Here is a 12,084-nt window from a genome sequence, read left to right on the forward strand (position 1 = left end):
ATCAGGGAGTCGCCGTGCCCCATCTGACAGTCGACTACTCCGCACCACTGACCGGCACTTTCGACAGCAGGGCCCTCGGCCGCGATCTCCACCGGATCACCGAGAAGGCGGTCGGCGCGCAGGTCGCGGGCTGCAAGACCGTACTGCGCCCAATCCAGGACGGCGTCATCGCGGACGGCGACGAGGACGTCGACATGGTGCACGTGGACGTCGCGATCCACGCCGGCCGCACCAGGGAGGCCAAGGCCGAACTCGCCGCCGGCGTACTCGCCTCGCTCAAGGAGCGGCTCGCGGCCAGGCCCGGGCGGCGGCTCCATCTGTCCGCGCACGTCAGCGAGCTCGACCCGGCCACGTACGTCTCGCACAAGCTCCAGGCGTCCGCATGAGGTTCGGACTTCTGGGCACGGGCCCCTGGGCGAGCCGCACCCACGCCGTCGCGCTGTCCGCGCACCCGCGGGCCGAGTTGGTCGGTGTCTGGGGCCGCAGGCCCGAAGCGGCACAGGAGTTGGCCGCCGAGCACCGCACCACCGCCCACCGCGATCTCGACGCGCTGCTGGCCGACTGCGACGCCGTTGCCGTGGCGCTCCCGCCCGACGTACAGGCCGAGTTGGCGATCCGGGCGGCCGAGGCCGGCTGCCACCTCCTGCTGGACAAGCCGGTCGCCACCACCGGCGACACCGCCGAACGCCTCGCCGCGGCGGCGGAACGTGCCGGGGTCCGCTCGGTGGTCTTCTTCACCCTGCGCTTCTCGCCCGAGACCGCCCGCTGGATCGCCGAACAGCGCGTCACCGGCGGCTGGTCGGCCGGTCGTGCCGACTGGTACTCGCCGGTCTTCGGCGGTTCCCAATCGCCGTACGCGGCCTCTCCCTGGCGGCAGGAGAAGGGCGCGCTCTGGGACATCGGTCCGCACGCCCTCTCGGTGCTCCTGCCCGCGCTCGGCGAGGTCGAGCCGAGCGGTGTGACAGCGGTCAGGGGCCCCGGAGACACCGTCCACCTGGTGCTGCGGCACGTGAACGGGGCCTCCAGCACGGTCACCGTCACCCACTCGGTACCGCCCGCGGCGGCCGGTGTGAGCGCGGAGCTGCGCGGAAGCGCCGGGGTCGTGCGGATGCCGGAGCGCGAGGCGCCGGCCGAAGCCGCCTTCGGCCGGGCCATCGACGCGCTGATGGCTCCCGAACGGCACGACTGCGACCTGGACTTCGGTGTCCGCGTCACCCGGCTGCTCGAAGCCGCGGACGCCCAACTCCCGCCGCTCTGAGCGGAATCCGGCGTGCCGCCGCTCCGCCGAGGAGCAGCGGCACGCCGGACGGCCGAGCAGGCGGGCACGGCGCCGTCGCTGCCCGAGGGCCGTATGTGACGGGGACGCTTCCGCGGCGGGCGGCCGTGCCTGCGCCGCGCCGAGTCCGTTGCGGCGCAGGGGAGTCGGCCGCCGCCCGGGGCGTCGCGGCCGGGCGCGGACGACCCGGCGCCACTCAACTCCCCGGAGAACGACGGCTGTTCGCGCACCCGGGCCGCTCGCCGCCGGGCCCGCGCCCCTGCCCACCCCCGCGCCTCCGCCGGGGCCCGCGCCCTGCTCACCCCGCGCCTCTGCCCGGCCCCGCTTCTTGTGCGCGGGCGGCGCCTCAGCCCAGAGCGGCGACGCGGTCGCGGTAGCCGCGCACCGGCGGGGCGTCGCGGTAGGGCTCCAGCAGCGCCTCGAACTCCCGCACCGCCTCGATCGCCCGCGCCGAGCGCATGTGTACCGCCGCCCGGGCCGCCTCCAGCGCCAGCGTGCAGGCCGGCTCGACCTCGCCCAGACCCAGCCGCGCCGCGGCCAGCGTCACCTGACACAGCAGGCGGTTCCGTGCGCGGTCGCCGCCGCTGTGCCGCAGCGACCTCTCCGCGTACGTGGCCGCGCTGCGGTACTGACGCAGCGCCAGGCAGGCGTGCGCGAAGTCCGCCGCCATCCGCGACTCGTCGAAGTACCGTGCCCAGTGCGGGACTTCCTCGCTCGGCCTGCTGTCGGTCATCGCCTGCTCCGCTCTGGCCAACGAGGCCTCGGCGGCGCGCGGCTCGTCGAGCGCCGCCTGGCCGCGCGCCTCGGCCGAGTGCAGCAGCGACTGCACGACGTGCGGAGCCGCGCCGCCCACGCCCTGCTGGGCGACCCGGGCCAGCTGCACCGCCTCCCGGCCGTGCCCCAGATGCACCGCCTGCCGGCTCATCGTCACCAGTACGAAACTGCCGTACCCGCGGTCGGCCGCGGCCTGCGCCAGCCGCAGGGACTGGACGAAGTAGCGCTGGGCCAGCCCGTGCGCCGCGATGTCGAAGGCGGTCCAGCCCGCCAGCCGTGTCAACTCCGCCGCGGCGCCGAAGAGTCGGCGCCCGGTCTGCTCGCCGTAGACGCCGCGCAGCATCGGCTCGACCTCGAGCTCCAGATAGCGCACCAGCGCGGGCCTGGCGTGCCCGCCGCCGTGCGCCTGGTCCAGCGCCCGGAACATCTCGCCCACCGAGCGCAGCGCCGCGATGTCCCCGTGCGTCACCGGCTCGCCGGGGCCCCGTTCCTGGAGCGGGTACGCCTCGGCGCGCGCCGCCGGCGGCGAACCCGGCCGGCCGCCCTGGGTGGGCACCCGCGCGGGCGCGGGGGAGGGCACGCTGGCCACCCGCTCGTCCGGCCGTCCGATCAGCCAGTCGCGGCTGGGCACCACCAGCCCCGCCGAGGTGAAGGCGATCTTGCGCAGCTCCGCGTGGTGGCCGGTGTCCTTGCGCCACAGCCCGGAGACGATGTCGATCGCCTCGCCCGGGCCCGCGGCGAACTCCAGCCCCGCGTACACCGGAGCGCAGGCGTCCAGCCCCAGGTCCTGCGCGGTCAGCCGCCGCCCCAGCCGCCGGGTGAACACCTCGGCGATCAACGCCGGTGTCGTGCCGCGCGGTTGCTGGCCGCGCAGCCAGCGGGTGACGGAGGTCTTGTCGTAGCGCAGGTCAAGGCCGTGCTCCAGGCCGAGCTGGTCGACCCTTCTCGCCAGCCCCGCGTGGGAGAAGCCCGCCTCGGAGATGAGCGCGGCGAGCTGCCGGTTGGGGGTGCGCGGTGGCGCGGGTCGGTCCGTCGACATCAACGCTTGGGTCTCCTGCCTCTCGGCTTGGTCGCGTGCCGGGGAAACCCGGGAGCAGGTGTCCGGGGCGAAACGGCGTGAACGGCGCGAATGTAGCGGGCCCGCAATGGGTCCTCTTCCGCATGCGGGGGTATTCATCCGTACGTGTGAGCTGCCCCTTCTCGGGTGCTGACGGCCCGGTTGTCGGCGCGCCGTAGAGTGACGGAACGAGGAGGCGGGGCCCGGCCGGACGGCCGCGGGCGGCGCCTGTGTGACTGCACGGTGAGGAGCCGTCGTGAGCGAGCTGCGCTTTGTCCGTCTGGGCTTCGGCGACGAGGCGGTCGAGTACCGGGACGCCTGGCAGCGCCAGCGAGAGGTGCACGCCGCCCGGATCGACGACGAGATCCCCGACACCTGCCTGCTGCTGGAGCACCAGGCCGTCTACACCGCGGGCCGCCGCACCGAGGACAGCGAGCGTCCGCTGGACGGGACCCCGGTGATCGACGTCGACCGCGGCGGCAAGATCACCTGGCACGGGCCGGGCCAGCTCGTCGGCTACCCGATCCTGAAGCTGCCGCGGCCGGTCGACGTCGTCGCCCACGTCCGGCGGCTGGAGGAGGCACTGCTGCTCACCTGCGCCGACTTCGGTGTGGAGGCGACCCGGATCGAGGGGCGCAGCGGAGTGTGGGTGCTCGGCGACCCGGTCGAGCAGCGGGCCGCCCGCGCCGGGCTGTCGCTGGATCTGGCCGGCGGAATCGGTGACGCCCCCGCACCCGACGAGGAGTACGACGCGCGGCTGATGGGCCCCGAGTACGCGCCCTCCAACGCGGGCCAGCGCGGCGAGGACCGCAAGCTCGCGGCGATCGGGATCCGCGTCGCCAAGGGCGTGACGATGCACGGCTTCTCTCTCAACTGCGCCCCGGACAACACCGGTTTCGACCGGATCGTGCCCTGCGGCATCAGGGATGCCGGAGTGACCTCGCTCTCCGCCGAGCTGGGCCGCGAGGTCCCGATCGAGGAGGTGCTGCCGACCGTCGAGCGGCATCTGCGCACGGTGCTGGAGTCCGTCGAGTTGACCCGGGCCGGCTGACGCGCACCGTCCCGCGCGCTGCGTCCGGCGAGCGGACCCGAATCGGCGCACCGACGTCAACTGCCCTGAGGAATTGTGCGTAGGGCACCCTCCCCAGGGCACACGACGTAGGCACCAGGGCACTTGGACAGCCGGACGTACGGCAGATGACGTACGTCCCGGCCAGGTCCGGGCACATGACCTACGACACATCGCGCAGTTCGCCCCGGGTGCACCTCCTCGTCCGAGAAGTGCACCCGCTGTAGCCCTACCGACCCGTACTGCCGAAGTCGGGCGCGAACGAGCGCCCACGGGCCGCCGAAGGGCGGCTCCGGGTCGAGCCGCGGGGCGCCGCCCGGGTGTGTCCGGGGAATAGAGGCCTTGCTAAAGCGGGTTGACGCCGGTGATGTCCCGCAGACCCGTGGGCGTACTCTGGTCTGAGCCGAAGAATCAAAAGTTTGAGGGAGCCGGACGTGTCCGCTGTCGCACCCGACGGTCGCAAGATGCTCCGCCTGGAGGTCCGCAACAGCCAGACCCCCATCGAGCGCAAGCCGGAGTGGATCAAGACCCGAGCCAAGATGGGCCCGGAGTACAACGCACTCCAGTCCCTGGTCAAGCGCGAGGGACTGCACACGGTGTGCCAGGAGGCGGGCTGTCCCAACATCTTCGAGTGCTGGGAGGACCGCGAGGCCACCTTCCTCATCGGCGGTGAACAGTGCACCAGGCGCTGCGACTTCTGCCAGATCGACACCGGCAAGCCCGCCGAGTTCGACCGGGACGAGCCGCGTCGGGTCGCCGAGTCCGTCGAGCAGATGGAGCTGCGCTACGCGACCATCACCGGCGTTGCGCGGGACGACCTGGAGGACGGCGGTGCCTGGCTCTACGCCGAGACGGTGCGCCAGATCCACGCCAGGATGCCCGAGACCGGCGTCGAGCTGCTGATCCCCGACTTCAACGCGGTCCCCGAGCAGCTCGCCGAGGTCTTCTCCTCGCGCCCCGAGGTGCTCGCGCACAACGTCGAGACGGTGCCCCGGATCTTCAAGCGCATCCGCCCCGCCTTCCGCTACGAGCGGTCCCTGGAGGTCATCACCAGGGCGCGCGAGGACGGGCTGGTCACCAAGTCCAACCTCATCCTGGGCCTGGGCGAGACCCGCGAGGAGGTCAGCGAGGCGCTCCGCGACCTGCATGAGGCCGGCTGCGAGCTGATCACCATCACCCAGTACCTGCGCCCCAGCCCGCGCCACCACCCGGTCGAGCGCTGGGTGAAGCCGCAGGAGTTCGTCGAGCTCCAGCAGGAGGCCGAGGAGATGGGTTACGCGGGCGTCATGTCCGGTCCCCTCGTCCGCTCCTCCTACCGCGCGGGCCGGCTGTACAAGCAGGCCGTCGAGCGCCGCGAGGCGACCGAGGCCGCCTGAGCCCCGCGAGGCGACCGAGGCCGGGCCGCCTGAGTCCCGCACCCCTCGTACGACACCGCGACGCACGCGGCACCCGCACCACCACCGTGCGGGTGCCGCGTGCGTGGTGCGTGCGGTGCCCGGGTGACCTTCGCGCGCGAAGTGGCGTGCGGGGCACCAGTCTTGGTGTGGCGCGTTCCGGTGTGACGCGCGGCTCAGTTCCTTTCGAGCCTTTTGACCGCGACGACATCTGGTGGTAACACCAGAGGGTGATGCTTTAGCAACACAAAGTGTGCGCCGTGGTCTTGGTGCTCCGCCCAGTACCGGCCCGTCGCATCCGCACCGCCCGCAGTACCCGTGCCGCCCGTCAGTACCCGCACCGCCCGCAGTACCCGTACCGCCCGTCCGCTCCCGCCCGTGCCCTCGAAGGGGATCACCGCCATGTCGGCTGCCGTTCCTGTCCGTCCGTCCCTCGCCGGAGCGCTGCGCGCTCTCGAGTCCGTCCTGATGCGCGGCGAGCAGCAGACGGCCCGGCGAAACGCCTGGAACGCCGTGCTGGAGGACCGCAGCAGGGCACGTGTGCGGACCGAGACCGAGCATGTGCTCGAGGCCGCGGCTGAAGGTGCTTCGGTGGCGACGTAAACTCTTCCCATGGCGAGGAAGGAAAATTCCGAGAACCCCGGGCGACTCAAGCAGATCGCCCTCACCTACAAGATGACCAAGCGGACCGATCGCTGGATCGGTCTGATTCTGCTGGGTGTCGGCCTGGTCACCTTCGGTGTGCTCCTCGGTATCGGTTTCTTGATCGGGCACCCGATCTATCTGGGCATCCTGGGCTTCCTGCTGGCCTTCCTCGCTACGGCGATCGTCTTCGGACGGCGTGCCGAGAAGTCGGCCTTCGGGCAGATGGAGGGCCAACCGGGAGCGGCTGCAGCGGTGCTCGACCGGATCGGCCGAGGCTGGGTCGTCACCCCCGCGGTGGCGATGAACCGGAACCAGGACGTGATCCACCGTGTCGTCGGCAAGCCCGGCGTGGTGCTGGTCGCCGAGGGCAACCCCAACAGAGTCCGCGGTCTGCTCAACGCGGAGAAGAAGAAGATGTCGCGGCTGCTCGGCGACGTCCCGGTGCACCCGATCGTCGTCGGCAACGACGAGGGCCAGGTGCCGCTGCGCAAGCTGCGGCAGACCATCGTCAAGAAGCCCCGGGTGCTTCCCGGCGGTCAGGTCACCGAGGTCAACGACCGGCTGCGCGCCGTCGGCGATCTGATGAGCAATATGCCGATGCCCAAGGGCCCGATGCCCAAGGGAATGAAGATGCCGAAGGCGCCGCCGCGCTGATCACCCACGACGCGAAGCGGGGTGGGGACGGTTCGACCGTCCCCACCCCGCTTCTCTGTCTCCACCCACCGGCCTGCTGTCTCCGGCCCCGGTCCGCCCACTGCCCGCTCGCGTCGGCGGCTCGTGGAGTGGGCAGGGCGGCACGCACTGTGCGTCGACCGTCCGCGGACGCCGTACGCCGCCGCGCGGCCACGGGTCGGCGGGGAAGCCCGCGGCCCACGGTGCGCGACCTCCGAGCCACCGGAGCTGTCAGGCGCTCGGCGCGGGTGCTACATCCGCACCTGGACGGCGCCGCTGATGCGGTCGTGCAGGCCGCGGCCGTCCCGGTCCCACACCAGCGGGGGGATCACCAGGAGCAGCAGCACGGTGCGCACCAGCACACGGGGGACGGTGAGCCGGCCGCCGTTCAGCGCGATCACACGCAGCCCCAACACGCGCTTGCCCGGCGTGAATCCGAGCGTGCCGACGGTGAGGAACGTCATGACGCCGAAGACGACCAGCGTCCAGTTGCTCGTCGACTGCGCCTCGCCCCCGCTCAGCATGGCGAACGCGATCAGCAGGCAGAGGAACCAGTCGACGAAGATCGCCGCGATGCGGCGGCCCGGAGCGGCGACCGAGCCGGGCCCCTCCTTGGGCAGACCGAGGCGCTCGCCCCGGTAGCCGAACTCGACGCCCATCTGCTCCGCTGCCGCACGGGGGCCGGAGAGCCACGATCCAAGTACCTGCCGATTGTCCACCCGTCCACGGTAGCGCGCGGGCGCGGAGCATCGTACGCCGCCCGGGCTTGCGGTGCTCCGCCGCCGGTCGGAGACTCGCAGCAGGACGGTGACGACGGGTGGACGGCGAGGGCGGGGAACCGCTGATCGAAGCCTTCCGCCCGGCTCCCCGAAAGGCGGCAAATGGGGCCGCTCGTCGGTTAACACCGGCGAAACAACTGGGTCATGCGAGAGAAATCCCGTATGCCTAGGGTCAAGCCCGCAGGCCACCGCACTGGCACTGCGAAAAGAGCTGCAAACCCCGTCCTCGCGCGGCGGGCCTAGGAGGACTTGGATGTTCCAGAACGCCGACGAGCTGAAGACGTTCATCGCGGACAACGACGTGAAGTTCGTCGACGTTCGTTTCTGCGACCTGCCCGGCATCATGCAGCACTTCACGGTGCCGGCCAAGACCTTCGACCCGACCGAGAACCTGATGTTCGACGGATCCTCGATCCGCGGTTTCCAGGCCATCCACGAGTCGGACATGGCGCTGGTCGCCGACATCTCCACCGCGCGCCTCGACCCGTTCCGCAAGGACAAGACGCTCAACATCAACTTCTTCATCCACGACCCGATCACCGGCGAGCAGTACAGCCGTGACCCGCGGAACGTGGCGAAGAAGGCCGAGGCGTACCTCGCCTCCTCCGGTATCGCCGACACCGCGTTCTTCGGCCCCGAGGCGGAGTTCTACGTCTTCGACGACGTGCGCTTCGAGACCAAGGCCAACGCCGGCTACTACCACATCGACTCCGAGGCGGGCGCCTGGAACACCGGCGCCATCGAGGACGGCGGCAACCGCGGCTACAAGGTCCGCTACAAGGGCGGCTACTTCCCCGCCCCGCCCGTCGACCACTTCGCCGACCTGCGCGCCGAGATCTCGCTGGAGCTGGAGGAGGCCGGCCTGGAGGTCGAGCGCCAGCACCACGAGGTGGGCACCGCCGGGCAGGCCGAGATCAACTACAAGTTCAACACCCTGCTCGCCGCCGCCGACGACCTGATGCTGTTCAAGTACATCGTCAAGAACGTCGCCTGGCGCAACGGCAAGACCGCCACCTTCATGCCGAAGCCGATCTTCGGAGACAACGGCTCGGGCATGCACGTCCACCAGTCCCTGTGGACCGCGGGCGAGCCCCTGTTCTACGACGAGGCGGGCTACGCCGGCCTCTCGGACACCGCACGCCACTACATCGGCGGCATCCTCAAGCACGCCCCGTCGCTGCTGGCCTTCACCAACCCGACGATCAACTCGTACCACCGTCTGGTCCCGGGCTTCGAGGCCCCGGTCAACATGGTGTACAGCCAGCGCAACCGCTCCGCCGCGATGCGCATCCCGATCACCGGCGCCAACCCCAAGGCCAAGCGCGTGGAGTTCCGCGCCCCGGACCCGTCCTCCAACCCGTACCTGGCCTTCGCCGCGCTCCTGATGGCGGGCCTGGACGGCATCAAGAACAAGATCGAGCCGGCCGAGCCGATCGACAAGGACCTCTACGAGCTCGCCCCCGACGAGCACGCCGACGTCGCCCAGGTCCCCACCTCCCTCCCGGCGGTCCTCGACGCCCTCGAGGCCGACCACGAGTACCTGCTCGCAGGCGGTGTGTTCACCACCGACCTCATCGAGACGTGGATCGACTACAAGCGCACCCACGAGATCGCCCCGATGCAACTCCGCCCCCACCCCCACGAGTTCGAGCTCTACTTCGACCTCTAGGAAGCTCGCAGGTCAGAGCGTCTTCTCTCTGACCTGGGCCGTGCACGCGCCGTGGGCCGCACTTCCCAGTCCGGGAGGTGCGGCCCACGGCCGTTTCGCTGTGCGGGTCGCCGGCGATGTGCGCTCTCGGCCGCCGGCGGGCACTGATGGACGGCCGGGCACAAGTGCGCGCATTCACCGGGCTGTTGACGGAGCAGACTTGACCGGGCTGCTGTTCCGGCTGCCCGGCTCGGAGAGTGGGGAGAACTCGTGGATCTCATGGACGTGCGACCTTTTCGGGAGTCCGACCTGCCCGGTGCCGCGAAGGCGTTGATCGAGGTTCATGGGACGGACGGGTATCCGGTCGAGGGCGTGAGCGCGCCGGAATCCTGGCTCAGGTCGGTCCGTGTGCGACAGGCGTGGGTGGCCGACAGCGGCGGCGAGATCACCGGGCACGTAGCTCTTGTCCGGCCCCGAGGGGAAGCGGCCGCCGTGCTGTGGGCCGAGCGGAGCGGAGAGAGCCAGGCGCAACTCCTCGTCCTGGCGAGGCTCTTCGTACTGCGGAAAGCACGGCGCCGTGCTGTCGGGGAACGGCTCGTACGTGCCGCCATGGGCTACGGCCACGAGCAGGGGCAGCGTCTGGTGCTCGACGTGCTCGCCAAGGACCAGGCGGCGAAGCGACTGTACGAACGGCTCGGATGGCGACCGATCGGCACGGCGGAACACCGCTACGGCGATGGTCGGAGCATGCAGGCAACCTGCTACGTCAGCCCGGTGGAAGACCGCTAGCACTTTCCCGCGTCGTCAGGACGAGCTCTGCCGGGGCGTGCTCCCGGCTTGCGCCCACCCCGTCCCAGACGTGAGGGGACGACGTGGCCCCGTTGCTCGGCGAATCGCAGGAGGGAGGAAGAGCTGCACCGGTGGGGACATCCTTTGACGCAATGATTGAGTCAAAGCATTCTGACCGCATGCTGTATCCGACACCAGGCCTCGGCGCAGAGGACGAGCGCGTGCTTGCCGAGGTCGACCGTATGCAGGGTGATCTGCGGCGTCAGGTGCGCTCTGCTCCGGCCAAGCGGACCGCGGGGCTGCGCAAGTTCCTCATCGCGGATGCCATCGCCGCCTCGAATTCGATCGAGGGTTTCAAGGTCTCCACGGTTGATGTGGAGGATCTGTCCGCTGGTGAGCGGGACGTCGAGGTCTCGGAGGAGAACCGCGAGGAGACCCTCGCCTACCAGCGGATGATGTCGTACATCCAAACCCTGCACGGAGCCGAGGACTTCAGCTACGGCAAGGGTCAGCTGAACGCGTTGCACTGGATGCTGCAGGGGCACCGTCACAGCCAGCGCAAGCCGGCAGGACAGTGGCGTACCGGTCCGGTCTATGTCACGGATGCTCGCGACGCGAGCATTGCCGCCTATACCGCCCCGGACGCGAGCGCAGTTCCCGGACTGATGGGGGAGCTCGTCGAATGGCTCAACGACGCCGATGGCGATGCGCATCTGCTGGTACGTGCGGCGATGGCGCACCTGCACCTTGTCTCCATCCATCCCTGGGCGGACGGCAACGGCAGGATGTCGCGGAGCCTCCAGACGCTGCTGATCGCGCGAGAGGGAGTGCTGGCGCCGGAGTTCACCTCGATCGAGGCGTGGCTGGGCCGGCCCGGAAACACCTGGGAGTACTACCGCGAGCTGGCCGACCGCGGTGCCACCTATGTGCCGGACCAGGATGTGCGCAGCTGGATCCGGTTCAATCTGACCGCGTACCACCAACAGGCGCAGACGGTGCAGGGGAGGCTGGACCGTTCCGGTCGCGTCTGGAGCGCTCTTGCCAAGTTCGGTGACCAAGGCGGCCTGGACGAAAGGGTGTTGGCGGCACTGCACGACGTGGCGCTCGCGGGCCGCGTACGGCGCTCACGGTACGAGCAGGCCGAAGGGCTCAGCCGTCAGCAGGCGCAGCGGGACCTGCGGGATCTGGTGAGTGCCGGCATTCTGGAGCCGGTTGGACGTACTCGGGCGCGCTACTACCTGGCCGGACCGAATTTTCCCGAGAGGGCGTTGGACCTCGCCCGCACACCGATGACGCTGACCGAACCCTACGGGCGGCGGTAGGGGCAGGAGTCTGGTCGGACCTGCGACCTGTGGCCGCCGGAGGTGGCGAGGTTCTTGTCGCTCATCGAACATAGTTCTGCGGGGCAGCGGGCAGCTGACCGTGGGCGTCGGACCGCAGAGTTTCGGGTGATACCCGGCCAGGTGGCCGGGGTTGCGAGGGGAGTGGGGGCGCTGCTGCCCGCCTCTCGGGGAAGGCGGGCAGCAGGGCTGTTGTCGGGCTGGGTGGTTACGACTCGGGCATGTTCGCCATGCAGGCGGCGGCCACGTATCCGTAGAGCTTGCTGTTGCGGTAGACCTTGATCCACTGATGGCTGGTCTGCTTGCACGCCGTGTACTTGTCGCCGACGATCGGGCTCGATCCGCAGACGTTGGTGCCCTTCTTCTGAGTGCCCAGGCTCGTGCCGGTGGTCGACGGCACCGTCCGGATGTGTGTGTCGGTCATGGCCACGTAGCCGCGGCAGATCGGCGGACCCTGGGGTCCGTCGGTGGTGGTGGCTGTTGCGGTGCCGGCGGTGGCGAGGGTGCCGGTGGTGAGGAGGGCGGCGGTGGTGAGGACGGTGGCCAGTTTCCGTCTGTTGGTCATCGGAGTCTCTCCTTCGATGTGGGTGATCCGCCCCGGCGTGGGCATGCGGTTGCCCGGCCGGGCTCCGGGGTCGACT

Annotated in this window: 12 protein-coding genes; 9 read left to right on the plus strand and 3 right to left on the minus strand. The window is 70.6% G+C overall.

Annotated features, from left to right (window positions below; translation table 11 throughout):
• The first annotated feature begins 14 nt into the window (after positions 1-14).
• Together MTQ01_RS09365 and MTQ01_RS09370 are read left to right on the plus strand one after the other, a co-directional pair.
• Positions 15-386, plus strand: coding sequence for an isomerase (locus MTQ01_RS09365; protein WP_247488499.1), 372 nt, complete (start codon positions 15-17; stop codon positions 384-386).
• Positions 383-1,258, plus strand: a complete 876-nt coding sequence (locus tag MTQ01_RS09370) for a Gfo/Idh/MocA family protein (RefSeq protein WP_247488501.1) — start codon at positions 383-385, stop codon at positions 1,256-1,258. Before MTQ01_RS09365 ends, MTQ01_RS09370 begins: the two co-directional genes overlap by 4 nt.
• Before the next feature lie 364 nt (positions 1,259-1,622).
• Here MTQ01_RS09370 and MTQ01_RS09375 read toward each other — a convergent pair whose 3' ends face one another.
• The gene (locus tag MTQ01_RS09375) at positions 1,623-3,089 is read right to left on the minus strand and encodes a regulator (protein WP_247488503.1); all 1,467 of its coding nucleotides are present in this window, start codon (positions 3,087-3,089) and stop codon (positions 1,623-1,625) included.
• 274 nt (positions 3,090-3,363) lie between these two features.
• On the opposite strand from MTQ01_RS09375, the gene lipB reads away from it, so the two are divergent.
• The 4 genes from lipB (at position 3,364) to MTQ01_RS09395 (ending at position 6,869) form a co-directional block, all read left to right on the plus strand.
• Complete coding sequence (gene lipB, locus MTQ01_RS09380) at positions 3,364-4,158, plus strand: lipoyl(octanoyl) transferase LipB (RefSeq protein WP_247488506.1); 795 nt, start codon at positions 3,364-3,366, stop codon at positions 4,156-4,158.
• A gap of 452 nt (positions 4,159-4,610) precedes the next feature.
• Entirely contained in the window at positions 4,611-5,552 is a 942-nt protein-coding gene (lipA, locus tag MTQ01_RS09385; protein WP_247488508.1) for a lipoyl synthase, read from the plus strand.
• Positions 5,553-5,972: 420 nt separating this feature from the next.
• A complete protein-coding gene (locus tag MTQ01_RS09390; protein ID WP_247488510.1) occupies positions 5,973-6,173 on the plus strand; it encodes a hypothetical protein in 201 nt (66 codons plus the stop codon).
• A 9-nt stretch (positions 6,174-6,182) separates the two neighbouring features.
• The gene (locus MTQ01_RS09395; RefSeq protein ID WP_247488512.1) at positions 6,183-6,869 is read left to right on the plus strand and encodes a DUF4191 domain-containing protein; all 687 of its coding nucleotides are present in this window, start codon (positions 6,183-6,185) and stop codon (positions 6,867-6,869) included.
• Between the two features lie 269 nt (positions 6,870-7,138).
• Here MTQ01_RS09395 and MTQ01_RS09400 read toward each other — a convergent pair whose 3' ends face one another.
• Positions 7,139-7,606, minus strand: a complete 468-nt coding sequence (locus MTQ01_RS09400; protein WP_247488515.1) for an RDD family protein — start codon at positions 7,604-7,606, stop codon at positions 7,139-7,141.
• A 313-nt stretch (positions 7,607-7,919) separates the two neighbouring features.
• Here MTQ01_RS09400 and glnA point away from each other — a divergent pair, with 313 nt between their 5' ends.
• The 3 genes from glnA to MTQ01_RS09415 all read left to right on the plus strand — a co-directional run bounded on the left by glnA (position 7,920) and on the right by MTQ01_RS09415 (position 11,425).
• On the plus strand, positions 7,920-9,335 hold the full coding sequence (gene glnA, locus MTQ01_RS09405; protein WP_247488516.1) for a type I glutamate--ammonia ligase: 1,416 nt from the start codon (positions 7,920-7,922) through the stop codon (positions 9,333-9,335).
• A 258-nt stretch (positions 9,336-9,593) separates the two neighbouring features.
• Complete coding sequence (locus tag MTQ01_RS09410; RefSeq protein WP_247489173.1) at positions 9,594-10,103, plus strand: GNAT family N-acetyltransferase; 510 nt, start codon at positions 9,594-9,596, stop codon at positions 10,101-10,103.
• Positions 10,104-10,282: 179 nt separating this feature from the next.
• Entirely contained in the window at positions 10,283-11,425 is a 1,143-nt protein-coding gene (locus MTQ01_RS09415; protein WP_247488518.1) for a Fic family protein, read from the plus strand.
• Positions 11,426-11,651: 226 nt separating this feature from the next.
• Here MTQ01_RS09415 and MTQ01_RS09420 read toward each other — a convergent pair whose 3' ends face one another.
• Positions 11,652-12,008: a hypothetical protein gene (locus tag MTQ01_RS09420; RefSeq protein ID WP_247488520.1), complete on the minus strand. Its 357-nt coding sequence runs from the start codon at positions 12,006-12,008 to the stop codon at positions 11,652-11,654.
• Positions 12,009-12,084 lie beyond the last annotated feature (76 nt).

This window comes from Streptomyces sp. XM4193, from assembly GCF_023072595.1.
Classification (GTDB): Bacteria; Actinomycetota; Actinomycetes; order Streptomycetales; family Streptomycetaceae; genus Streptomyces.